The organism is Microvirga sp. ACRRW, assembly GCF_022346925.1.
GTDB lineage: Bacteria > Pseudomonadota > Alphaproteobacteria > Rhizobiales > Beijerinckiaceae > Microvirga.
This window is the reverse complement of the sequence record NZ_JAKRNJ010000003.1, coordinates 41,355-64,448: the sequence shown is the minus strand read 5'-3', so window position 1 is coordinate 64,448 and position 23,094 is coordinate 41,355. Positions and strand designations below refer to the sequence as shown.

The 23,094-nt window shown below is 61.9% G+C and carries 28 protein-coding genes; 20 read left to right on the top strand and 8 right to left on the bottom strand.

What is annotated here, in order from left to right; genetic code table 11:
* Positions 1-5: 5 nt before the first annotated feature.
* The 3 genes from MHY87_RS07600 (at position 6) to pnp (ending at position 3,417) form a co-directional block, all read left to right on the top strand.
* Entirely contained in the window at positions 6-440 is a 435-nt protein-coding gene (locus MHY87_RS07600; RefSeq protein ID WP_239350801.1) for a hypothetical protein, read from the top strand.
* A gap of 250 nt (positions 441-690) precedes the next feature.
* Positions 691-960, top strand: coding sequence for a 30S ribosomal protein S15 (rpsO, locus tag MHY87_RS07595; RefSeq protein ID WP_239350800.1), 270 nt, complete (start codon positions 691-693; stop codon positions 958-960).
* Positions 961-1,239: 279 nt separating this feature from the next.
* Positions 1,240-3,417 (top strand): polyribonucleotide nucleotidyltransferase, encoded by a 2,178-nt coding sequence (pnp, locus tag MHY87_RS07590; RefSeq protein WP_239350799.1) that lies wholly within the window; start codon positions 1,240-1,242, stop codon positions 3,415-3,417.
* A gap of 75 nt (positions 3,418-3,492) precedes the next feature.
* Here the strand turns inward: pnp and MHY87_RS07585 are convergent, their stop codons facing one another.
* The gene (locus MHY87_RS07585) at positions 3,493-4,341 is read right to left on the bottom strand and encodes a GyrI-like domain-containing protein (RefSeq protein WP_239350798.1); all 849 of its coding nucleotides are present in this window, start codon (positions 4,339-4,341) and stop codon (positions 3,493-3,495) included.
* Between the two features lie 167 nt (positions 4,342-4,508).
* Between MHY87_RS07585 and mbfA the strand changes: the two genes are divergently transcribed.
* On the top strand, positions 4,509-5,492 hold the full coding sequence (gene mbfA, locus MHY87_RS07580; RefSeq protein WP_239350797.1) for an iron exporter MbfA: 984 nt from the start codon (positions 4,509-4,511) through the stop codon (positions 5,490-5,492).
* Here the strand turns inward: mbfA and MHY87_RS07575 are convergent, their stop codons facing one another.
* Both MHY87_RS07575 and MHY87_RS07570 read right to left on the bottom strand, forming a co-directional pair.
* Positions 5,493-7,181: an adenylate/guanylate cyclase domain-containing protein gene (locus MHY87_RS07575; RefSeq protein WP_239350795.1), complete on the bottom strand. Its 1,689-nt coding sequence runs from the start codon at positions 7,179-7,181 to the stop codon at positions 5,493-5,495.
* Between the two features lie 130 nt (positions 7,182-7,311).
* Positions 7,312-8,250 carry a DMT family transporter gene (locus MHY87_RS07570; RefSeq protein WP_239350793.1) on the bottom strand — a complete coding sequence of 313 codons (939 nt, stop codon included), beginning with the start codon at positions 8,248-8,250 and terminating at the stop codon, positions 7,312-7,314.
* Positions 8,251-8,382: 132 nt separating this feature from the next.
* Here MHY87_RS07570 and MHY87_RS07565 point away from each other — a divergent pair, with 132 nt between their 5' ends.
* From MHY87_RS07565 to MHY87_RS07555, 3 genes are all read left to right on the top strand, one after another.
* Complete coding sequence (locus MHY87_RS07565; RefSeq protein WP_239350791.1) at positions 8,383-8,997, top strand: pyridoxamine 5'-phosphate oxidase family protein; 615 nt, start codon at positions 8,383-8,385, stop codon at positions 8,995-8,997.
* Between the two features lie 63 nt (positions 8,998-9,060).
* Positions 9,061-9,711, top strand: a complete 651-nt coding sequence (locus MHY87_RS07560) for a tetratricopeptide repeat protein (RefSeq protein WP_239350789.1) — start codon at positions 9,061-9,063, stop codon at positions 9,709-9,711.
* 56 nt (positions 9,712-9,767) lie between these two features.
* Positions 9,768-10,118 carry a RidA family protein gene (locus tag MHY87_RS07555; RefSeq protein WP_239350787.1) on the top strand — a complete coding sequence of 117 codons (351 nt, stop codon included), beginning with the start codon at positions 9,768-9,770 and terminating at the stop codon, positions 10,116-10,118.
* Between the two features lie 63 nt (positions 10,119-10,181).
* On the opposite strand, the gene MHY87_RS07550 is transcribed toward MHY87_RS07555, so the two are convergent.
* Positions 10,182-10,631 carry a BA14K family protein gene (locus MHY87_RS07550; protein WP_239350785.1) on the bottom strand — a complete coding sequence of 150 codons (450 nt, stop codon included), beginning with the start codon at positions 10,629-10,631 and terminating at the stop codon, positions 10,182-10,184.
* 81 nt (positions 10,632-10,712) lie between these two features.
* Positions 10,713-11,486 carry an endonuclease III gene (gene nth / locus MHY87_RS07545; RefSeq protein WP_239350783.1) on the bottom strand — a complete coding sequence of 258 codons (774 nt, stop codon included), beginning with the start codon at positions 11,484-11,486 and terminating at the stop codon, positions 10,713-10,715.
* Between the two features lie 162 nt (positions 11,487-11,648).
* On the opposite strand from nth, the gene MHY87_RS07540 reads away from it, so the two are divergent.
* Entirely contained in the window at positions 11,649-12,083 is a 435-nt protein-coding gene (locus MHY87_RS07540; protein WP_239350781.1) for a PACE efflux transporter, read from the top strand.
* A 37-nt stretch (positions 12,084-12,120) separates the two neighbouring features.
* Here MHY87_RS07540 and hslU read toward each other — a convergent pair whose 3' ends face one another.
* From hslU to hslV, 3 genes are read right to left on the bottom strand one after another with little or no spacing between them, the layout of a single operon-like run.
* Positions 12,121-13,431, bottom strand: coding sequence for an ATP-dependent protease ATPase subunit HslU (gene hslU / locus MHY87_RS07535; protein ID WP_239350780.1), 1,311 nt, complete (start codon positions 13,429-13,431; stop codon positions 12,121-12,123).
* Positions 13,428-14,501, bottom strand: a complete 1,074-nt coding sequence (locus MHY87_RS07530; RefSeq protein ID WP_239350779.1) for a hypothetical protein — start codon at positions 14,499-14,501, stop codon at positions 13,428-13,430. Before MHY87_RS07530 ends, hslU begins: the two co-directional genes overlap by 4 nt.
* Positions 14,498-15,025 carry an ATP-dependent protease subunit HslV gene (gene hslV, locus MHY87_RS07525; protein WP_239351481.1) on the bottom strand — a complete coding sequence of 176 codons (528 nt, stop codon included), beginning with the start codon at positions 15,023-15,025 and terminating at the stop codon, positions 14,498-14,500. Before hslV ends, MHY87_RS07530 begins: the two co-directional genes overlap by 4 nt.
* Positions 15,026-15,210: 185 nt before the next feature.
* Between hslV and MHY87_RS07520 the strand changes: the two genes are divergently transcribed.
* The 12 genes from MHY87_RS07520 (at position 15,211) to coaA (ending at position 23,070) form a co-directional block, all read left to right on the top strand.
* Entirely contained in the window at positions 15,211-15,576 is a 366-nt protein-coding gene (locus MHY87_RS07520) for a helix-turn-helix transcriptional regulator (protein ID WP_239350778.1), read from the top strand.
* Positions 15,573-16,118 (top strand): SRPBCC family protein, encoded by a 546-nt coding sequence (locus MHY87_RS07515; RefSeq protein ID WP_239350777.1) that lies wholly within the window; start codon positions 15,573-15,575, stop codon positions 16,116-16,118. The genes MHY87_RS07520 and MHY87_RS07515 overlap by 4 nt, the downstream gene beginning before the upstream one ends.
* Before the next feature lie 141 nt (positions 16,119-16,259).
* Complete coding sequence (hisB, locus tag MHY87_RS07510; RefSeq protein WP_239351480.1) at positions 16,260-16,847, top strand: imidazoleglycerol-phosphate dehydratase HisB; 588 nt, start codon at positions 16,260-16,262, stop codon at positions 16,845-16,847.
* A gap of 69 nt (positions 16,848-16,916) precedes the next feature.
* Positions 16,917-17,405, top strand: coding sequence for a DUF2628 domain-containing protein (locus MHY87_RS07505; RefSeq protein ID WP_239350776.1), 489 nt, complete (start codon positions 16,917-16,919; stop codon positions 17,403-17,405).
* Positions 17,402-18,052 (top strand): imidazole glycerol phosphate synthase subunit HisH, encoded by a 651-nt coding sequence (hisH, locus tag MHY87_RS07500; protein WP_239350775.1) that lies wholly within the window; start codon positions 17,402-17,404, stop codon positions 18,050-18,052. The genes MHY87_RS07505 and hisH overlap by 4 nt, the downstream gene beginning before the upstream one ends.
* Positions 18,040-18,795, top strand: a complete 756-nt coding sequence (gene hisA, locus MHY87_RS07495; protein ID WP_239350774.1) for a 1-(5-phosphoribosyl)-5-[(5-phosphoribosylamino)methylideneamino]imidazole-4-carboxamide isomerase — start codon at positions 18,040-18,042, stop codon at positions 18,793-18,795. Before hisH ends, hisA begins: the two co-directional genes overlap by 13 nt.
* Positions 18,796-18,932: 137 nt before the next feature.
* Positions 18,933-19,721, top strand: a complete 789-nt coding sequence (hisF, locus tag MHY87_RS07490) for an imidazole glycerol phosphate synthase subunit HisF (RefSeq protein ID WP_239350773.1) — start codon at positions 18,933-18,935, stop codon at positions 19,719-19,721.
* A gap of 18 nt (positions 19,722-19,739) precedes the next feature.
* Positions 19,740-20,390 carry an aspartate/glutamate racemase family protein gene (locus tag MHY87_RS07485; RefSeq protein WP_239350772.1) on the top strand — a complete coding sequence of 217 codons (651 nt, stop codon included), beginning with the start codon at positions 19,740-19,742 and terminating at the stop codon, positions 20,388-20,390.
* A 17-nt stretch (positions 20,391-20,407) separates the two neighbouring features.
* Positions 20,408-20,905, top strand: coding sequence for a hypothetical protein (locus tag MHY87_RS07480; RefSeq protein ID WP_239350771.1), 498 nt, complete (start codon positions 20,408-20,410; stop codon positions 20,903-20,905).
* A gap of 78 nt (positions 20,906-20,983) precedes the next feature.
* The gene (map, locus tag MHY87_RS07475; protein WP_239350770.1) at positions 20,984-21,733 is read left to right on the top strand and encodes a type I methionyl aminopeptidase; all 750 of its coding nucleotides are present in this window, start codon (positions 20,984-20,986) and stop codon (positions 21,731-21,733) included.
* 7 nt (positions 21,734-21,740) lie between these two features.
* On the top strand, positions 21,741-22,061 hold the full coding sequence (locus MHY87_RS07470) for a phosphoribosyl-ATP diphosphatase (protein ID WP_239350769.1): 321 nt from the start codon (positions 21,741-21,743) through the stop codon (positions 22,059-22,061).
* A 34-nt stretch (positions 22,062-22,095) separates the two neighbouring features.
* Positions 22,096-23,070, top strand: a complete 975-nt coding sequence (gene coaA / locus MHY87_RS07465) for a type I pantothenate kinase (protein WP_239350768.1) — start codon at positions 22,096-22,098, stop codon at positions 23,068-23,070.
* Positions 23,071-23,094: the final 24 nt, after the last annotated feature.

Below are 23,094 nucleotides of genomic sequence, written 5' to 3'. Positions count from 1 at the left end.
AACCTATGAGCCATATACGTCTCAAGTATAAGCCCGAAGATGAGTGGCATGGAGCGGTCGAAGTCGTTGCTCAAACCTCTACCTTTTCAGGTAGGGGATCAGCATATTTTTCTCTTGAGGTAATGAGAGAATTTTCTGAAAGACTTAAAATTTATCCTCTTTCGGAAGAAGCTCCCCCTAAAATTGAGAGTGGATTTGGCTCTCCGAGTGAAGCGTTGAAGCAAATTCACGTTGGCCTCACCATTCAACCCTATTCCTCTTCTGGAAAATTACTTGTCGTAGTGGAGTTGGCATCCGAGGTCTGGAGCACTCCCAATATTGACCTTCAGCAACAGCTTAGAACTCGCTTTTTGACAGAGTACTGGGCGATCACCGAATTCCAAGAATCGCTAGATCGCACCTTAGGCGGTAATGGAGAGGCTTTCCTGCAAGGCCTATAATCTTTGCCATTGTCAAAGAGCTTCGTCGCCAAAGCTCGGCGCTACGGCAACACAAAAGCGAAATCTCTGGAACTCGGATCGTTTTCGTGTATGGTGCCGCCACTTCCCATAGGCGCTGCCTGGGGAATTCGTCGGACGATACGACCGCGCTGGACGACATCCCGGCCCGGCCTTTCCCTGACGAAACCGACCTTTCAAGCCTCACAAGGCCAAGGTCTCTTATGAAAAAGCAAACCTGAAAGGATATGCGATGTCGATCACTGCTGAGCGCAAGAACGCGCTTGTGAAGGAATTCGCGCAGAAGGCTGGCGATACGGGCTCCCCCGAGGTGCAGGTCGCCATTCTGACCGAGCGGATCAACAACCTGACCGGTCACTTCAAGACCCACAACAAGGACAACCATTCCCGCCGTGGCCTCCTGAAGCTCGTCTCGTCGCGCCGTTCGCTTCTCGACTACCTGAAGAAGAAGGACGAGAGCCGCTACAAGACCCTGATCGAGAAGCTCGGCATCCGCCGCTAAGCTTTTGACCTTTCCGTCCGGAGCACGGCTCCGGACGGTTTTTCCCGGAGATCCCCTCCGGTCTTCCCGAACGGATCGGATGAGATAAATCCGGCAAGTTCGCTCCGGCGCCGGTCAAGACTAAGAAAAGTCCCGGCGTCCCTTTGAGGAGACGGATGACGCGATGACCATGGCAGGATCGCAAGGGGCTTGGGTGAGCGGATCGTTCCGCCGCATGAGCCTCTTGCCGTCTTGCTCATGGCATCGAGCCCCCGCTCCTGCTGTCATGAAAGACGAAACATGTTCGATATTCAACGCGAAGAACTGATCTGGGGTGGGCGTAAGCTCACGCTCGAAACCGGCCACATGGCCCGCCAGGCCGATGGCGCCGTGCTCGCCACCTATGGTGAGACCACCGTGCTCGCCACCGTCGTCTCCGCCAAGGAGCCGAAGGCCGGCATCGACTTCTTCCCGCTCACGGTGAACTACCAGGAGCGCACCTACGCCGCCGGCCGCATCCCGGGCGGCTACTTCAAGCGCGAAGGCCGTCCGACCGAGAAGGAGACCCTGGTCTCCCGCCTCATCGACCGCCCGATCCGCCCCCTCTTCGTCGAGGGCTACCGCAATGACACCCAGGTCGTCGTGACCGTGCTCTCGCACGATCTCGAGAACGATCCCGACATCGTCGGCATGGTGGCGGCTTCCGCTGCCCTGACCCTCTCCGGCGTGCCCTTCATGGGCCCGGTGGGCGCCGCCCGCGTCGGCTATATCGGCGGCCAGTACAAGCTGAACCCGCCGCTGCAGGAAATGGAAGAGACCGTTCTTGACCTCGTTGTCGCCGGAACGGCCGACGCGGTTCTGATGGTCGAGTCGGAAGCCAAGGAACTGGCCGAAGACGTGATGCTCGGCGCCGTGATGTTCGGCCACAAGCACTTCCAGCCGGTGATCGAGGCCATCATCCGCCTCGCCGAGAAGGCCGCCAAGGAGCCGCGCGACTACCAGCCCGCCGATTTGTCGGACGTGGAGAAGGCCGTTCTCGACATCGCCGAGAAGGACCTGCGCGAAGCCTACAAGCTCACCAAGAAGCAGGACCGCTACAACGCCGTCGACGCCGTGAAGGCGAAGGTGTTCGAAGCGCTCTGCCCGGCTGAGGGCGAAGCCAAGTTCGAAGCTGAGAAGGTCAAGGCCGTCTTCAAGGAAGCCCAGGCCAAGGTCGTTCGCTGGAACATCCTCGATACCGGCTCGCGCATCGACGGCCGCGATCTGAAGACCGTTCGCTCGATCGTGTCCGAAGTCGGCGTTCTGCCCCGCACCCACGGCTCGGCCGTGTTCACCCGCGGCGAGACGCAGGCCCTCGTGGTAGCCACCCTCGGCACCGGCGATGACGAGCAGTTCATCGACCAGCTCGAAGGCACCCGCAAGGAAACCTTCCTGCTGCACTACAACTTCCCGCCCTACTCCGTCGGTGAGACGGGCCGCATGGGCTCGCCCGGCCGCCGCGAAATCGGCCACGGCAAGCTCGCCTGGCGCGCCATCCACCCGATGCTGCCGGCAGCTCACGACTTCCCCTACACGATCCGCGTCGTGTCGGAGATCACCGAGTCGAACGGCTCGTCCTCCATGGCCTCCGTCTGCGGCGCCTCTCTCGCGCTGATGGATGCAGGCGTTCCGCTTCGCCGTCCGGTCGCCGGCATCGCCATGGGCCTCATCCTCGAGGGTGAGCGCTATGCGGTCCTGTCCGACATTCTCGGCGACGAGGATCACCTCGGCGACATGGACTTCAAGGTGGCCGGCACGGATCAGGGCATCACCTCGCTCCAGATGGACATCAAGATCGCCGGCATCACCGAAGAGATCATGTGTGTCGCTCTCGAGCAGGCCAAGGGTGGCCGCGCTCACATTCTCGAAGAGATGAACAAGGCGCTCACCGCTCCGCGCGCCGAACTCGGCGAGCATGCTCCGCGCATCGAGACCATGCAGATCCCGGTCGACAAGATCCGCGAAGTCATCGGTTCGGGCGGCAAGGTCATCCGCGAGATCGTGGAGAAGACCGGCGCGAAGATCGACATCAACGACGACGGCCTCATCAAGATCGCCTCCGCCGACGGCAAGTCGATCAAGGCCGCCTACAACTGGATCCGCTCCATCGTCGCCGAGCCTGAGATCAACGTGATCTATGACGGCACGGTGGTGAAGGTGATGGAATTCGGCGCCTTCGTGAACTTCTTCGGTTCCCGCGATGGCCTCGTGCACATCTCGGAGCTCGCCAAGAACCGCGTCGCCAAGGTGACCGACGTCGTCAAGGAAGGCGACAAGGTGAAGGTGAAGTTCCTCGGCATGGACGAGCGCGGCAAGGTCCGTCTCTCCATGAAGGTCGTGAACCAGGAAACCGGCGAAGACATCACCGAGCAGCTCAAGGCCGAGCGCGACGCCGAAAAGGCCCAGCGTGATCAGCAGAAGGCCGCCAGCGGCGAGTAAGCCTCAAGGCTTGATCCAAGAATAAGAAAGGCGCGGTTTCGACCGCGCCTTTTTCTTTGTCTGGAACAATCAGGCTCATTTCAGCGGCAGATAAATATCCGTCCGCAGCTCGGTCGGCGGGGTGTCGCGCGGACTGTTGAGATAGTCCTCGAAGACCGGCGCATCGGCGGCTTCGCGGCCTGATGCGGGAAGCCACTGGCCGAAGAGCCAATCGTAGGCCACGCGCATGTCGCCGTAGGGGCCTTTGTATTTCAGGACCGCATAATCGCCGCCCTGAATGTGCGTCGTCAGAAGAGGTGTATCGACAGCATCCATATCAGTGACAGCAACACCGGCCTGAGATTTCAATTCGGATTCGGGCACGCTCGTCGGATCGTCGAAATAGACACCGATCATGCGCAAATTCGGTTTGATGAGATTGCGCGAAGCCAGCGTCGTGAACAGAAGATCGAAACTCTTGCCGATGCCCATGTAGGAGCCACGATGATCGACCGCGATCAAATCCGTGGCGGGAACGTGAGTGATGGCGACGTCATACATGGCTTGGATGTCCTGAGGCGTTGAATCTTTGAAGACCGAATGGCTGCCGACCTCGCGGTATTTCGCGGGCGGCAATCCGAAGGCGGCGCTGAAGGCGCGGGTGAACGAGGCCTGGCTGTCGTATCCGGCGCGCGTCGCGATCTCCGGAATGGACTTTTCGGTATGGGCGAGATCGGCGGCGGCGCGCTGCAACCGCAGGCGCCTCACGGTCGCTGCGACCGTTTCACCGAAATAGCCGTGGTAGATGCGGTGCCAGTGATAGGGCGACAGGCAGGCGATATCGGCCAGGACATCGAGACTGAGATCCTGATCCAGATGATCGTGGATATAGGCCGAAACGCGCATGAGGCGCTTCGCGTAAGTCTCTGAAACCGGTTGCTCCATGGCCTGCCCTCGACTGACTATTTGCCTAACCCTAAGCGGAGAGGCTTTGATAAATCCTGCTGTTCTGGCGTCCCTCATTGTTCTTTTCAGGAGAAACCCAAGCTCGGCAAAATTGACCTGCCAGAGAACTGAGGTTATTTAGAATTATTCTAAACAAGGACTCTGCTATGCTCTCCCGCGTGTTCGGCTTCGACCGCCGCCCCTTCGATTCTCTCAGCGAACAGGAAATTCTCGCCCTCGCGATTTCCTCGGAGGAGGACGATGCGCGGATCTACCGTTCCTATGCGGAAGGCTTGCGCGAACAGTTTCCCCAATCGGCCAAGGTTTTTGAGGAGATGGCGGTTGAGGAGGACGGGCACCGGGCATCCCTGATCAAACTGCACCGGCGGCGTTTCGGCGAGACGATTCCGCTGATCCGGCGCGAGCATGTGCGCGGCTATTATGAGCGAAAGCCCGATTGGCTGGTGCGTCCGCTCGGCATCGAGAAGGTGCGGACCGCCGCCGAGACCATGGAAGCGCAGGCCCACCGCTTCTATGTGGAGGCCGCCAAGCGCACCACTGACGCCTCCACGCGAAAGCTCCTCGGCGATCTGGCGGCGGCGGAAATGGCCCATGAATCCCTCGCCCGCCGCCTCGGCCTCACCCATACGCCGGAATCGGTGAAGGAGGAGGAAGCCCAGACCGAGCGGCGGCAATTCATCCTCACTTATGTCCAGCCGGGCCTGGCAGGCCTGATGGACGGATCGGTCTCGACGCTCGCACCCATTTTCGCGGCAGCCTTCGCCACGCAGGATACGTGGCAGACCTTCCTCGTCGGCCTCTCGGCCTCGGTGGGCGCAGGCATCTCCATGGGCTTCACGGAAGCTGCCCACGACGACGGCAAGCTCTCAGGCAGAGGCTCGCCCATCAAGCGGGGCTTCGCCTCCGGCATCATGACCGCCATCGGCGGCCTCGGCCACGCCCTGCCCTATCTCATCCCGCATTTCTGGACCGCGACGATCATCGCCGCCGCCGTGGTGTTCGTGGAACTCTGGGCCATCGCCTTCATCCAGAACCGCTACATGGAGACGCCCTTCCTGCGCGCGGCTTTCCAGGTCGTGCTTGGCGGAGCACTGGTGTTCGCAGCTGGCGTGCTGATCGGGAATGCCTGACTAGCGCACCAGATCAGCCACTTCAGGAATGATCCAGCTGTCGAGCGGCGCCGCCCTGCCCCGGATGGACACGGTGCGCCTTTCGCGGCTTGAAAGGTCGAGGCCTGCGCGGATCGCGATGTCGTGGGAGATCACAAGTTCCGCATCGAGCTCCTTCGCCAGGCCCTCTAAGCGGCTTGCGGCGTTGATGGTATCGCCGACAGCCGTGAGGCTCGTCGCCTGCCCATAGCCCATCTCGCCAACGATGGCCGAGCCCGCGTGAAGGCTCATGGCGATCTTCAGGGGCGTTGCGAACTCGCTCGCATATTGCCTGTTGAGCAGAGTGAGACCTGCGTGAATTCTCAAAGCCGCATCGACCGCCTGTTTCGCGGCTTCCTGCGGTGCGTTCTTCAGGCCGAAGAGCGCGAGCACGCCATCGCCGATGAACTTGTCGATATAGCCGCCGGCATTCTCAACGCATTCGCCCGCCATCTCGAAATAGCGGTTGAGGATGAAGACCGTATCGAAGGGCAGATGGTGTTCCGCGAGACTCGTGAAGCCGCGCAGGTCGCAGAAGAGCACCGCGATCTCACGCTCCTGTCCCTGCGCCTTGCCGCCGCGCACGAGGGACGTCACGCCCTGGCGTCCCGTGGACAGGATCGGCACCACCACCACGTCGTGCACGGGCCTGAACTGGCAGGCGAGCCGCACATGCGGTCCGGCCTTGATGCGCGCGAGCGTTCCGCGCTCCTGACCGCTCGGAGGCGGCTGTCCCTCTTCTCCATCGACGATGCGCACGCGGCAGGTGGAGCAGCGCCCTCGCCCGCCGCAGACGGAAATATGCGGGATGCCTGCGATGCGGCTTGCCTCCAGTACGCTGAAGCCTGAAGGCACACTCACCGTTTGATTGTTGGGATAAATGATGCGGATGCTCTGCGACTGCAAAAGGCCCCTGCGCGCAAGCCGCGCCGCGAATGTACCGAACACGAGGGCGGCAAACGTCGCGTAAAGGCCGGTGTTGATGTTCGCCAGCGTCTCCGCCACCGAGGAGGAAACCCGCATGGCGGAACCGAAATGCTCCGGCGCTCGCGCGATCTCCTTGCCCGCCGATGCGAAGCCGAGAAGCGCCAGAACCGGCACGAGAATGGCGCCCGTGTAGAGCAGCAGCGCATAGCGCGGGAACCAGGTTTTCGCCCGCAGCCAGAAGAAGATGCCCAAGCACCCGTGAAGCCACGCGATAATAAGCGCGATGGTCTGGCGCAAGCCGATCTCGGGCGAGCGGATCCAGAGATTGCGCACCACTTCGGGATAGCCCGATGCCCAGCCGGTCAGGCTCCATTCGATCCGCGTTCCGACCACGTGCGAAATCACGAGGAACGGCAATGAGAGTCCCAAGGTCATCTGCATCGCCTCGCGCCAAGGCATGCGCAGAGTGCGCCGCCGATAGAGCGCCTGGAGCGCCATGAGGAAATGCGTCAGCAGCGAGCCGTAGAGCAGGAATGTACCGAGAGGATTGCGCCAGAGAAGATTGAACCACGCCCTACCCTTCTCCATCGCCTCGATGGAAATGAGACCCAACGCGTGATTGCTGAAATGGGTGAGCAGGAAGAGACCGAGCACGAGGCCCGTCACGAGGCGTACTTCGCGCCACCGGAACGGGATGGAGGTGAAGGCCGCCTGAGAAGCCGGGCCTGGTTGATGATGCTGCATGCGCCTCCTTGAGCGACCACCCTCCCCTGAAAAGACGGCGATCCTTTCAAGGTAGAGCGGGCTTTAGTCCGGGACAGGCAGCGCCCTCGGCCGAGCGATTGTCAAATCACGATCGTTGGACTTGCGCGGATCAGCCCTTGCGCTCGGAGAGCGTGAACCAGCCGATGCCGAGGATGACGAGGGCGGCGCCCAGCCAATCCGCAATGCCGATCGCATCGCCTAGGATCGCCATGGCGAGCACGATGGTGACCACGGGGCTCATCATGCCGATGGTGGCGTTGGCTTGAGGCGTGATCTGCTTCAGGGCCGCGCTCATGAAGAACGACGGCAGCACCGTCGCGCCGAAGGCCAGCGCAAGGCTCAGGCCCCACAAGGGCGTCGAGACGAAGAGATTCTCGATGGGATGCGTCACCAGGAATTGCAGGATGACGGCCACGCCCGCAGCGCTCATGGCGATGCAGGTGAACAGCTGCGGGCCGATTGTCATGATCAGGGGCTTCGCCAGCAATTGATAGAGCGCGAAAGTGACGGCGGCGGAGAGCACGAAGAGCGTGCCCGTCATCGCGCTCGCGCCCAAAGCGGAAAAGTTCTGCGCGAACATCAGCGCCAGGCCCGCATAACTTACGGCAAAAGCGAGCAGCGCCTTCAGCTTGATACGCTGGCGGAAGAAAGCCGCGCCGATGAGCACCACGAAGAGCGGGTAGGTGAACAGGATCAGCCGTTCGAAATGCGCGGAGATATATTCGAGCCCCTTGAAGTCGAGATAGCTCGAAGTCCAGTAGCCGACGAGACCCACGCCGATCATGCGCAGCCACAGCTTTGCATCCGGCATCTCTTTTCCGGCAGCCTTCATGCTGCTGAAGGCGTGAATGCCGATGACGAGATAGAAGGGCAGGGCGAGGATCATGCGAAGAGCAAGCGTCGTCTCCGCATCGATGCCTTGGGCATAGGCGAGCTTGATGAGGATGCTCTTGGTGGAGAACAGCGTCGCGCCCGCCGCCGCCATGGCATAGCCCATGTAAGGCGGGCGCTTGGCGTCCTTGGCGGCGGTGTCGATGGAGGCGGTCATGCGGAGATCCTTCGCGGACACCTCTTCCACACCGGCTGCATAGGCACAAGGCGGCGTGTTGCATCCCACCGTTGCGGTTAGCGTGAGGCAGGGTTATGCCTTGGCTTCCGTCACCATCGGGAGAGGCATTTCATGCCGGCCACGATCTCCAGCATCGCCGAACTCGAAGCGCTCTACGGATCGCCTGCCGAAGCCTCGCTCCTGAAGGAAGTCACCCACATCATTCCCGAATACCGTGCCTTCATCGAGGCAGCACCCTTCGCGGCCCTGGCAACGCGCGGCCCGGAAGGCCTCGATTGTTCGCCGCGTGGCGACGGGCCGGGCTTCGTGCGGGTACAGGACGACAAGACCCTGCTGATGCCGGACCGGCGCGGCAACAACCGCCTCGACTCGCTTCGCAACATCGTGCGCGACCCGCATATGGCCCTGCTTTTCCTGATCCCCGGCATCGGCGAGACGCTGCGGGTGAACGGGCGGGCAATCATCTCGGTCGAACCTGATCTGCTCGAGAGCTTCGCGGTCGACGGCAAGGCGCCGAAATCCGTCATCGCGGTCACGGTCGAAACGGTTTTCTTCCAATGCGCCCGCGCCATCCTGCGCTCGGAATTGTGGAATCCGCAGAAGCATGTGGTGCGAGGGGACCTGCCGAGCGCTGGGCAGATCCTGGCGGCCGTGACCCAGAACCGTTTCGACGGAGAGGCCTACGACAAGGGGCTGCCCGAGCGGCAGAAGACGACGCTCTACTGAGTCCCTTGCTCCCATGAAACGTGGCCTTTAGAGATACTCAGTATCATTCAAGTGAGGTCCGTCATGCCTGTTTTCGGCACAGCTCAAAGGCTGCTCATGGTCTTGGGAATCGTTCTCTCAGCTCTGTTCGGCTCGAAAGCCGAAGCCGACACCCGAAAGGGCATCGCCGCCTACCAACAAGGCGATTACGTGACGGCCTTTAAAGAACTCGATCAGGCAGCCAGGGTCGGCGACGCCCAGGCTTATTACAACCTCGGCATCTTTTATCAGGAGGGGAAGGCGCAGCCCCGGAACCTGGAACAGGCCTTTGCCATGTATAAGCGTGGTGCGGAGAAGGGGAGCGTACTGGCGGCTTTCAACCTGGGTCAAGCTTATCGCAAAGGTGAGGGCATTGCCGTGAATTACACAGAAGCCGCCCGCTGGTACGAATTTGCAGCCAAGCGTGGCGACTATCGCGCAGGCAACGAACTCGGCATCCTCTACGTGGAAGGCAAGGGCGTGAGGACGGACAAGATCGAAGGCTTCGCCTGGATCTACACGGGCACGCACATGGACATCATGGACGATAAGGCGCTGACCAATGCCCTACAGCTCGCCAGTACCATGAATCGCGAGGAAATGCAGGTGGCCCAAGGGCGTGGACGAAGCTATTACCAGCGTTACATCAAGCCCAATCAGAACGTGGTCCGCACCATCCTCAAGCAACCCTCTTGACCATCGGGGTCCGCCCGTTGGAGAAGCGAATGCAATCTTCTTGAAAGGGGCACATCATGACGATTCAACGCATCAAGTCCGGTCCCCGCATGAGCGGCGCCGTCGTTCACGGCGATACGGTCTATCTCGCTGGCCAAGTCGCTAACCAGAGTGCCGGCAAGAGCGTCACCGAGCAGACGCAGGAAATTCTCTCGATCATCGACAGCCTGCTGACTGAAGCCGGCACCGACAAGTCGAAGCTGCTGATGGTGAATATCTGGCTGACCGACATGAACACGTTCCAGGAAATGAACGCCGTTTGGGATGCCTGGGTCTCCGCCGGCAACACGCCCGCCCGCGCCACCGTCGAGGCGAAGCTCGCCGCACCTCAGTTCAAGGTCGAGATCGCCGTCATCGCGGCGAAGTAATCTCTTCCAGGCCAAAAAGAAGCGGGCCGAAAGCCCGCTTCGATCCTTCCAAACTCGCTAGTCTTACGGGCAGGAGCGGCGAACGCCGTCATAACCCATATAAGTGCCGGAAGCCGGGTCATAGGACCTGAAGCGCTGGGCGCAGTACGCAGCGGCGCTGCCGCCATATGCAGGAGCAGCCTGAGCCTGCGAATTCGCGATGGCGCCGCCGATGATGGCGCCGGTGGCCAAGCCGATAGCGCCGGCTGCCAGAGCATTGCCGCGATCATAGCGGCGGTAGCCATAACGGGAGCCGTAATAGGGACGGCCGTAATAACGGCGCTCCACATAGCGCGGGCCACCGCGATAATAGCGGCGATACTGCACGTAATCGGATTTCACGTCGCCCTTCTGAACGGCGGCGACGAGTTCATTCACCGGGGCCTTCTGCACTTCGGCTGCCGAGGCAGGAGCCGTGAAAGCTGCGGTGCCGAGAGCTGCCGTCGCAGCAAGAGCCATCAACATCTTACGCATAGGTAACTCCTTGGAGGGTTTTGAGCGTTGTGAGGCGAACGCGTCACGCAAGACGTCGTTCCCTGGCGTGGCCTTTTTTGCCTAGGGGCCGTCGCGATAACGTGAGGACGTTCCTATGGGCTGGGTCCGGCTCGGCTTTGCGACAGGAGCATCCTCGCCGCGCATCCGCGCCTGTCCGGTCGGGCAGAGTTCGAGTATGGCGCAGCGCCCGCAGGCCGGGCTGTTGAAGAAGCAGCAGCGTTGGCCGTGCAACATCATCACTTCATGATTGTCGTAGACGGTCTGCGCATCCCATTCCGATGGGAGGAGGGCGAAGAGAACCGCATGCGACGGTCCGACCGCCACATTGCGTGCGATCAGCCCGGTGCGCACAGCCACGCGGTGATGATGGGAATCGACGGGGAGGGCGGCTTTGCGCAACGTGGAAAAGGAGAGAACGGCAGCGCTCGTCTTCGGCCCGATGCCAGGAATGCTCTCGAGCCAGGCGCGCGCTTCTTCAACCGGCATGTCTTTCAGGAAATCGAGAGAGAGGGCGCCATGGCGTTCCTGAAGCGCGCGTAGCACTGCCTGCAGGCGAGGGGCTTTCTGCTCGGGCCATGTCACACCCTGAATTGTCTCTTCCACCTCTTCCAACGGTGCGTTCATCATCTCCGCCCAGTCGGCATATCGCGCCCGCAACGCTTTATACGCGTGACCTGAATCGGCGTTGCGGGTGCGATGCGACAGAAGCGAGGAAATCAGCTCGCTCAACGGATCGAGAGTGTGGAAGTAGGGAATCGGACAGCCATAGACCGCGCAAAGACGCTCGTGGATCGCGAGTGCCTTGGCTTTCAGGTCCTGCAAATCCTGATTCATGGGCTTTCAAGTCGGGAGAAGACTCGCGGGTTCCCTCACGAAACCAAGTTCGCTTGTACGCGGCAGGCGGCACGCCTATATGGAAGCCAAGCGAGGACGGCCTCCCCCAGCTTCTGGGACGATCGTTCGGGACGACCCGAACTTTTCCCGTTGGGGGTTTTCATGCGCACGACACGCGACCGTATCCGTCACGCCATCAGCTTCGAAATCATCGGCCTTACCATCGTCACGCCCCTCGGCGCGTGGGTCTTCGGCATGCCCATGCACGAGATCGGGGTGATCGGCCTCATCAGCGCGACCATCGCCACGCTTTGGAACTACATCTACAATCTCGGCTTCGACCGCGTCATGCAGCGGGTGAGGGGAAGCACGCAGAAGACCGCACCGATCCGCATGGCGCATGCGGTCCTGTTCGAGGGTGGTCTCCTGATCGTGCTGCTGCCGCCGATTGCTTGGTATCTCGGCATCAGCCTGTGGCAGGCCTTCCTGATGGACGTATCGTTCGCCCTTTTCTACATGGGCTACGCTTTCGTCTTCAACTGGGCTTATGACCGCCTGTTTCCGCTGCCGGAATGGCGAAAGCTGGAAGCAGCCTAAAAGACGATGATGGGGCACCGCGCGGTGCCCCATTCGATCACAGGATGAAGCGGCTCAGATCCGTGTTCTTCGCAAGCATTTCCACCTCGCCGCGCACGTAAGCGGCGTTGATGGTCACCGTCTCGCCGGAACGGTCGGGCGCCGTGAAGGACACATCGTCGAGCACGCGCTCCAGCACCGTCTGCAAACGGCGCGCACCGATATTCTCGACAGAGTTGTTCACCTCGACCGCCACCTGCGCCAGCGCATCGATGGAATCGTCCGTGAACACCAGATCCACGCCTTCCGTTTTCATGAGCGCGACGGATTGCTTGATCAGGCTTGCTTCCGTCTCGGTCAGGATGCGCTTGAAATCATCGACAGTGAGCGGGGACAACTCCACACGGATCGGCAGGCGGCCCTGTAATTCGGGCAGAAGATCCGACGGCTTCGACACATGGAAGGCGCCGGATGCGATGAAGAGAATGTGGTCCGTCTTCACCGGCCCGTATTTTGTCGACACCGTGGTGCCTTCGATCAGCGGCAGCAGATCGCGCTGCACACCCTCGCGCGATACGTCCGCGCCGGTGCGGCCCTCGCGGCCGGCGATCTTGTCGATCTCATCCAGGAAGACGATGCCGTTGTTCTCCACCTGGCGTAGCGCCTCCTGCACGATGGCATCCTGGTCGAGAAGCTTGTCGGCCTCCTCCGTCACCAGCGGCTCATAGGCTTCCTGCACGGTGGTGCGGCGCGTCTTGCGCTGGCCGCCGAAAGCCTTGCCGAACATGTCGGAGAGGTTGATCGCGCCAACGGAAGCGCCCGGCATGCCGGGGATCTCGAACATGGGCATGCCGCCCCCGCCCGATTGCTGCAGCTCGATCTCGATTTCCTTGTCGTCGAGCTCGTTGTTGCGCAGCTTCTTACGGAAGGAATCGCGTGTGGCGGCACTCGCGGTCGAGCCGACAAGCGCGTCGAGCACGCGCTCTTCCGCCGCCACATGGGCCTTCGCCTGCACCTGGCGGCGGCGCTCGTCCTTCACGAGACCAATGCCGATCTCCACCAGATCGCGCACGATCTGTTCCACGTCGCGGCCCACATAGCCCACTTCCGTGAACTTCGTCGCCTCGATCTTGATGAAAGGCGCATTGGCCAGCTTGGCGAGACGGCGGGAAATCTCCGTCTTGCCGCAGCCTGTCGGGCCGATCATCAAAATGTTCTTCGGCGCGACTTCCTCGCGAAGGCTGCCGTCGAGCTGCTGGCGCCGCCAGCGGTTGCGAAGCGCAATCGCGACGGCGCGCTTCGCGTCGTTCTGGCCAACGATGTAACGGTCGAGTTCGGAAACGATTTCGCGGGGAGAGAAATTGGTCATGATGCTGAAAGAATGGGGTGTGGCAATCGTTGTGCAAGATGGGCGGGAAGAAGTCGCAAGAGCGCCGTCCGTACAGGCCTCCAGCCCGCGCTGAGCAGGAGCACGAAGGCGCCAAGAGCGAGCAGGGTGGCGGGGGCCGTCTGATCTTCGAGGCCAATCTGCCGGATGATGGACGCGAAGGCATAGCCTGCATAGGCAAGACCGGAAACCAGGATGGCGCGACGGTCGATGATGACCGCCACCGCGCCGAGCAGCACGAAGATGGCCAGTACCGCGACCGCCGTCCAGATCTGCGACAGCAGCTGATCGCCGACGAACTGCGAGATCACCGGGTGGACGATCAGCGGCGCGGCGAGCAGATGCAGCCAGAAGGCGATGTCGTTGCGACGGGTCACGCGCTCGGGATCGGAGAGATCGAATCGCATCGCCAAAGCAAAGACGGCGATTCCCAGGATAAAGATGATGGTTCTGATCTGCGCTTTCGCGAAATCGGGTGCGACGGCCATCAGAAGCGCCAGCATCGTACCAGCCAGCGCCGCTGTACCGGCTGCAATTGTGATTGGGATGCGGAATCTGATGTAATGAACCGCGACGACAGAGCACGTTATCAGGGCCGTTAGAGCGATCATTGCAGGACGATCCTTTGGCAGGCCGAGAAACCTGAACAGAGCAGGTATGTACTCAGCTGTCTGTTGGATCAGAAGGTGATTGGCCGCGCCAAAGACCGACACCGCAAAGACAACCAGCAGAACGATGCTCGGCAATGCCATGCGTCGGTGACGCGTGAAAAATTCGGCAAGCAACCAAGCTGAAACGGCAAGCCCTAGCCACATCGCCGCCAACCCTGATGCTTCCTTCACAAAATACCCGAGCGCTCCCAGGAACAGCCCGAGTCCCAGGGTCACGAAAATATCGCTGAATCCTGTGACGAAGCGCAGCTTCTCGTCGTCCTCCGGCTCGGGGGCCGCTGCGGCGGCCATGTCGCGTGCCAAGGATCGCAGGCTCGTCACCTGCTCATTCGTCACAATGCCTCGGACAATTCCCTGTTCGAGGACGGCATCGGTGATCATAGGTCGAGGCTCTCTATAACAATATTGCTATTGGTATAGACGCATATCTCAGCCGCGATGGCGAGGGAACGGCGGACTATTGTCTCCGCATCCATATCGGAATCGGCCAGCGCCCGTGCGGCGGCGAGCGCGTAATTGCCGCCCGAGCCGATGGCCATGATGCCGTTTTCCGGCTCCAGCACGTCGCCGGCACCCGAGAGCAGCAGGCCCACCTCCTTGTCGGCGACAAGCATCATAGCTTCGAGACGGCGAAGATAGCGGTCCGTGCGCCAGTCCTTGGTCAGCTCCACGCAGGCGCGGGTGAGCTGGCCGGGATATTGCTCGAGCTTCGCCTCCAGCCGCTCGAAGAGCGTGAACGCATCCGCCGTCGACCCGGCGAAGCCGCCGATGACACCGCCCTTGGAGAGGCGGCGCACCTTCTTCGCATTGCCCTTTACCACCGTCTGGCCAAGGCTGACCTGTCCATCGCCGCCAATGACGACGCGATTGCCTTTCCGGACCATGAGGATCGTTGTGGCATGCATGCGGGGTGTGGCGTCTTCGGACACGGGAAGCTCCAGCGAACGGGGGAGGGAAGCCTTACGAACCCTGACTTAATCACTCGCCCCACGAAAGCAACGTGGGACCTCCCTCGGCGCTCTGACCTCATCCCCGATATTATTCAACCAATCGGTTGACTATCTAAATCCGTCCCCTTATATTCAACCGCATGGTTGAATTACAAGCACCCCAACTCGACACCGTTTTTCATGCTCTCGGCGACGCTACCCGCCGCCAGATGTTGCGCGAGCTCTCAGACGGCGCGCGGAGTGTGAGCCAGCTTGCCGAGCCCTTTGCGATCTCGCTCGCGGCAGCCTCGAAGCATATCAAGACTCTGGAACATGCCGGGCTGATCCGTCGCGAGGTCCTGGGCCGCACCCATCTGTGTCACCTCGATCCCGGGCCGCTCGCCAGCGCCCATGAGTGGCTCGGCATCTACGAACGCTTCTGGACCGACCGTCTGGATGCCCTCGACCGGCTTCTCCGCGAGGAGGACGCCCGAAAAACCCCGCCCGCCAAAGGAGACGAGTCATGACCGACCTTGCAACACCGGACCGTTACGGCACATTGATCGAGCCTGCCACGCTGCAGATCCAGCGCGTCCTGCCTGGTCCCATCGAGCGGATCTGGGATTATCTCACCAAGAGCGACCTGCGCCGCCAATGGCTGGCCTCCGGCGAGATGGAACTGAAGGTGGGCGCCCCTTTCGAGTTCGTCTGGCGCAACGATGAGCTGTCCCATCCGTCGGCCAGCAGGCCCGAGGGTTTTCCGGAGGAACAGCGAATGCAGAGCCGGATCACCGATCTCGACCCGCCCCATAAGATCAGCTTTGCCTGGAGCGGCAGCGGCGACGTTTCCATCGAGCTTGAACCCATCGGCACGAAAGTACTCCTCACCCTCATCCATCGCCGCCTGCCGGACCGCGCGACGATGCTGATGGTCGGCGCGGGCTGGCACATGCATCTCGATATTCTCGATGCCCGCGCCTCGGACCGGGAGCCCCATCCGTTCTGGAGCGGCTGGCTCAGCCTGCGGGACGAATACGACCGGCGGCTTCCCTCCGACGCCGCTGCCTAACGACCTCGAAACCCGATCCGGTTTCCTTAGTCCTCGCGGAGAGATGAAAAGAGACGCTTCGAAGCATGAGCTGCGGGTGGCATTTTCCCGTGCATCTTGTTAGAACGCCTCGTCTTATCTCTCCGCAAAAGGACATTCATGATGCGCTCCGCGAGCGTCAGCCGTCGCACCGCCGAGACCGATGTCGCTGTGTCGATTGCCCTCGATGGCACCGGCAAGGCCGAGATCTCCACGGGAGTCGGCTTTCTCGACCATATGCTGGAACTCTTTGCCCGCCACGGTCTCTTCGACCTGACCGTGAAAGTGACGGGCGACCTGCATGTGGACCAGCATCATACGACGGAAGACACGGGGATCGCGCTGGGCCAGGCCATCCTGAAGGCGCTTGGCGACAAAAAGGGCATCACCCGCTATGCGGACATCCATCTGCCGATGGACGAGACGCTGACGCGCATCGCCCTCGACATTTCCGGCCGCCCGTTCCTGGTCTTCCGCACCTCCTTCCCCACGGAGAAGATCGGCGTTTTCGACACCGAGCTGGTGCGCGAGTTCTTCCAGGCCTTCGCCGTGCAGGCAGGGCTGACCCTTCACGTGGAGACACTCTACGGGGAGAACAGCCACCACATCGCCGAGAGCTGTTTCAAGGGATTGGCACGGGCCTTGCGTCAAGCGGTGGCCGTGGACCCAAGGGAAGAGGGGCGCGTTCCCTCCACCAAGGGCACGCTCTAAATTCAGCCAAGAGACACATTGTCCGGCAAGGTTTTCAGCTGCCCGGGCAAGGCTTGAGGAAACGACGCCATGACCACCTATACCCTGCACCTTCCGCGCGATGCGCGGCCGGGTGATCCGGCTGCTTTGGAAGAGGCGGAGCTCGTGAAGGATGCGTTCTCCTGGGGCGCGTTCTTCTTCACCTTTCTCTGGTTCTTCTTCCATCGCCTCTGGCTCGCAGGCCTCGGCGTGCTGGTGCTCGTCCTGGCCTTCGGCGCGCTGATGCAGCTGCTGGACGTGCATGAGGCCGCAGGTGCCGTGGCGGGTCTGCTCCTGCAGGTCCTGATCGGCCTCGAGGCCAACAGCCTCCGGCGCTGGACATTGTCGCGCCATGGATATGTCCTGGCTGACGCGGTCACGGCCGCCGACAAGGACGAGGCCGAGGCCAAGGCATTCGCCCGCTGGCTCGCGCCGCGCCCTGCTGCCCTTCGCAATCCGGTCTCCACGCCGGTCCCGACAACCTCGCGGAGGCCCGATCCGGTGATCGGCCTCTTCCCCGATGCGGAGCGTTCCCGGTGAGCGTCGTCATTATCGATTACGGTTCCGGCAACCTGCACTCCGCAGCCAAGGCTTTCGAGCGCGCGGCGCGTGAGGCGGGCCTCGACGAGACCATTGCCGTTTCCTCCGATCCTGCTCTCGTCGCCAAGGCTGACCGGATCGTGCTGCCGGGCGTCGGCGCCTTCGCCGATTGCCGCCGCGGCCTCGATTCCGTGCCCGGCATGGTGGAGATGCTGCAGCGTGTGGTGCGCGAGGAGGGCCGTCCCTTCCTCGGCATCTGCGTGGGCATGCAGCTCATGGCGACGCGTGGCCTCGAGCACACCACCAGCTACGGCCTCGACTGGATCCACGGCGACGTGAAAGCGATTGCGCCCAGCGATCCTTCGCTGAAGGTGCCGCATATGGGCTGGAATACCCTGACCCTGGCCAAGCCCCATCCGTTGATGGACGGCATTCCGACCGGTCCTGACGGTCTGCATGCCTATTTCGTGCATTCCTACGCGCTCGAAGCCACCGATCCGTCGGACGTGGTCGCGACCACCGATTACGGCGGGCCGGTGACGGCCATCGTCGGACGCGACAACATCGTCGGCACGCAATTTCACCCCGAAAAGAGCCAGGCCCTCGGCCTTAAGCTCATCGCCAATTTCCTAAGGTGGCGCCCGTGATTCTTTATCCCGCAATCGATTTGAAGGAAGGCCGCTGCGTTCGCCTCATCCAGGGCGACATGGATCAGGCGACGGTTTTCAACGATGATCCCGCCGACCAAGCCGCGACCTTCGAGCGCCAAGGCTTCGAGTGGCTGCACGTGGTCGATCTCGACGGCGCTTTCGCCGGCAAGCCGATGAATGCGTCCGCCGTGGAAGACATCCTCAAGCACGTGAAGATTCCCGTGCAGCTCGGTGGCGGCATTCGCGACATGAAGACCGTCGAGGGCTGGCTGTCGAAGGGCGTCTCTCGCGTGATCATCGGCACCGCCGCCGTACGCGATCCCGCTTTCGTGCGGGAAGCTGCGCGCCTCCATCCCGGCAAGATTGCGGTCGGCATCGACGCGAAGGACGGTCTCGTCGCCGTTGAAGGCTGGGCGCAGACCTCGACTTTGTCTGCGGAAGAACTCGGCCGCCGTTTCGAGGATGCGGGCGTCGCCGCGATCATCTACACGGACATCGCCCGCGACGGCATTCTCAAGGGTCTCAACTTCCCGATGACGCTTGGCCTCGCCCGCGCCGTCTCGATTCCGGTCATCGCGTCTGGCGGCCTCGCCTCCATGGCCGATATCGAGCGCTTGACGCAACCCGATTGCGCCGTGCTCAACGGCGCCATTTCCGGCCGCGCGCTCTATGACGGACGCATCGATCCGGAAGAAGCACTGGCGCTGCTGAAGAAAGTGCCCGTTCCATCCTCCCCTTGAGGGGGAGGGTCGACGCTGCGCGAGCAGCGGCGGGGTGGGGTGGAAACGCCTCGTTCTGCAAGCCTCGCGCATCCACCCCATCCCGGACCTTGCGGTCCGACCTTCCCCCTCAAGGGGAAGGTGATTAAGAGTGAACCATGCTGAAAGTGCGTCTCATTCCCTGCCTCGATGTGAAGGACGGGCGCGTCGTGAAAGGCGTGCAGTTCGTCGATCTCGTCGATGCGGGCGATCCGGTGGAAGCGGCGAAGGCCTATGATGCGGCCGGCGCTGACGAACTCTGCTTCCTCGACATCACCGCAAGCCACGAGGCGCGCGGCATCCTTCTCGACGTGGTGCAGCGCACCGCCGAAGCGTGCTTCATGCCGCTCACCGTCGGCGGCGGCGTGCGTACAGTGGAAGACATCCGCAAGCTCCTGTTGGCTGGTGCCGACAAGGTGTCGATCAACACCGCTGCCGTGAAGAACCCCGACTTCGTGCGAGAGGCTTCCGAAAAGTTCGGTGCGCAATGCATCGTCGTCGCCATCGACGCAAAGAAGGTTTCAGGCGAAGGCGAAGAGCCGCGCTGGGAAATCTTCACTCATGGCGGACGCACATCGACCGGCATTGATGCCATCGTTTTCGCCAAGCAGGTTGCCGAACTCGGCGCAGGTGAACTCCTCGTCACCTCCATGGACCGCGACGGCACCAAGGGCGGCTACGATCTCGCCCTCGTGCGCGCCATTGCGGATGCTGTGTCCGTGCCGGTCATCGCCTCCGGCGGCGTCGGCAATCTCGACCACCTCGTCGACGGCGTCGAAAAGGGCCATGCCAGCGCCGTGCTGGCCGCCTCGATCTTCCATTTCGGCACGCACACCATCGGCGAGGCGAAAGGCTACATGGCCGAGAAGGGACTGAAGATGCGGCTCGACGAGCCGGCCCGCGCTTAGCCGATAGGATCCGTTTTCATGCGCATCGCCTGCCTGCACACCGCCGACAGCAACATCGCCGTGTTCGAGAATGCCGCGAAGGACGATGCCTTCGCGCATGTTGCACTCACGCATACGGTACGTCCCGATCTGCTGGCACAGGTCGAGCAGGGCGGTTTCACCGCACAGCTCGAAAATGAGGTCGTTGCCGTCCTGCTGGAACTCGCCGCCGACGCCGATGCGGTGGTCCTGACCTGTTCCAGCATCGGCCCTGCCGCTGCCACGGCGGCAGCGCAAACCCGCATTCCGGTTCTGCGCGTGGATGAGGCTTTGGCTCATGCGACGGCCAAGAGCGGCGGGCGGGCCATCGCGCTCTGTGCCGCCCCGACGACGCTGGAGCCGACCCGGATTCTGTTCGACAATGCAGCTCAAGCGGAGAATGCAATCGTCGAGGTCAGGCTCGTCCTTACAGCGTGGGACCTGTTCAAGGCAGGCGACAGGGACGGTTATCTGACGATGATCGCCGAAGCGGCTGATCGCGCCTTCGCGGAAGGTTTCGAAATCGTCGCCCTCGCCCAGGCCTCGATGATGGTGGCAGCGGATCTGTGCCGCGCCGGGCGCCCTCTGACGAGCCCCGGTGCGGGGCTGAGAGCCGCCGTAACCGCAGGCCGCGCCGAGATGGCGGTCTGAGGCATCGGTTCGTGGGCATGTACGATATCAGCCAAGCCGACTTGAATGCGGATTTCCTCCGTTATGTCGAGGAGCGGTTTCCGCAATGGCTCGAATATGCGCGCTTTATCTCTAAAGATGAGGACGGGCTGGATTATATCAAACTGACAATCCCCAACCCTGCGGAAACCTCTCATCAGCAACCGCTTGAGATCACGACCTGGGACGAAGAAATCACCGTCTTCTTCGGAGACTTTCACACCCATTTTCCATGGCCCGATGGATTTGATGGGTCCGATAACCGTGACCGCGTCATGGACTTCGTTCAAGCCTTAGTAGATGAAGATATCGTCATCGCATCGGTCTGGACCAAGGGGCGGCTGAAACTGAGTTCAACCGCCCGTCCCACGGACCTTGCAAGATTGGCGGGTGTGCCGACAGGGGATCATGAGTTGCGCATCGCCTCATGGCGCGGCACTTTTGACCTCTGTTTTCCGGTAGACTGGCGTGCCTATCTGAAAGCATCCCATCCATGATCATGTTCATCTTCGACGGCTTCGCCTGCATCGTGGCTCATTGCGCCGTAGCTCCTGACAAATAAAGGGATTTTCCGAATGACGGTCTCCAACGAGGATGATCTCGCCAAGCTCCAGGAGATCGGCAGGATCGTCGCCAACACTCTCGAGGCCATGGCGGCGGCGCTTGAGCCGGGAATGACGACGGCGGAACTCGACATGATCGGCCGTAAACTGCTCGAAAAGGCTGGCGCTCGTTCCGGACCGGAGCTTGTCTACGATTTTCCCGGCGCCACCTGCATCAGCGTGAACGAACAGATCGCCCATGGCATTCCCGGCTCCCGCCGGATCGAGGCGGGCGATCTCGTCAACATCGACATCTCGGCGGAAAAGAACGGCATTTATGCCGATACCGGCGCTTCCTTCGCCGTTCCGCCGGTCACGAATGCCACCAAACGGCTCTGCCAGGATGGCCGCCGCGCCATGTGGGTGGGATTGCGCCAGGTCGGCGCCAACAAGCCTATCGCGGGGATCGGCCAGGCCATCGGGAAATTCGCCGAGAAGAACGGCTATACCCTGGTCCGCAACCTGGCGAGCCATGGCATCGGTTATTCCCTTCATGAGGAGCCGGGAGAGATCCCCACCTGGCCGGACCGCTCCGAGCGGCGGATCATGAACGAGGGCCTCGTCTTCACGGTGGAGCCCTTCCTTTCGCTGGGTGCGACCTTTGCTACGGACGGCGATGATGAATGGACGCTGCTCAGCGAGCCCCGCGCGCCAACCGTTCAATACGAGCATACGGTCGTAGCCACCCGTAACGGACCCCTTGTCGTAACCCTGCCGGGCTAGTTCAACCATGACCTCCTTCACTCTCAATGATCTCGCCCGCATCGTCGCCGAGCGCGCGGCGGCTCCCGCCACCGAATCCTATACGGCGAAGCTCCTGGCCGACGGGCCGGCGAAGGCCGCCAAGAAACTCGGTGAAGAGGCGGTGGAGGTGGTGATTGCCGCCATCCAGGGCGACCGGCAGAACCTGACCGCCGAGGCTGCGGACGTGCTGTATCACCTTTTGGTCGTGTTGCAGGGCGCCAATATTCCTCTAAGTGACGTTATGGCCGAACTGGAACGCCGCACCGCGCAATCGGGGCTTGCCGAGAAGGCCGCGCGCAAGTCGTGACCTTGAAGCCGTGACCTCACAGAAGGGGGCTCGCATGGATCAGCCCAACGTAGTTTCTCACGAAACCGATGATGGCCTCTCGCCCTATCGCAGCTTCACGCGCGACGAATGGGCGAAACTGCGCGCCGATGCGCCCATGACGCTCACCGCCGATGAGGTGATGGCGCTGCAATCCCTCAACGATCCGATCTCGCTCGACGAGGTGGCGGCGATCTATCTGCCCCTGTCGCGCCTGCTCTCTCTCTACGTTGCGGCGACGCAAGGCCTGTTCAAGGCGACCCAGCGCTTCCTGCTCGCCGAGCAGGAGGAGAAGGTGCCTTACATCATCGGCGTCGCGGGCTCGGTGGCGGTGGGCAAGTCCACCACGGCGCGCGTGCTGAAAGCGCTGCTCGCCCGCTGGCCCAACACCCCGAAGGTGGACCTCGTCACCACGGACGGCTTCCTCTTGCCCAATGCCGAGCTGACGCGGCTCAACCTCATGGAGCGCAAGGGCTTTCCCGAGAGCTACGACACCGGCAAGCTCCTGCGCTTCCTCGCCGACATCAAGGCGGGCAAGCGCAACGTGAAGGCGCCGCTCTATTCGCACCTCGTCTATGACGTGGTGCCCGGCGAGGAAACCACCATCGACCGGCCGGACATCCTCATCGTCGAGGGCCTGAACGTGCTCCAGCCCGCACGCATGCCCAAGGACGGCGAGGCGATTCCTTTCGTGTCCGACTTCTTCGACTTCTCCGTCTATATCGACGCCGCCGAGGAAGACCTGCACCGCTGGTACGTGAATCGCTTCCTGCGGTTGCGCCACACGGCCTTCCGCGATCCGCTCTCCTATTTCCGCCGCTACGCGGAACTGCCGGAGGCGGAAGCGATGAACATCGCCGACGGCCTGTGGAACCGGATCAACCTTTTGAACCTGCGCGAGAACATCGTGCCCACCCGCCAGCGCGCAAGCCTGATCCTGACGAAAGGCGCAAGCCACCGGATCGAGACGGTTGCGTTGAGAAGGCTATAGGGCATCAGCCCAGAAGTTCATCCA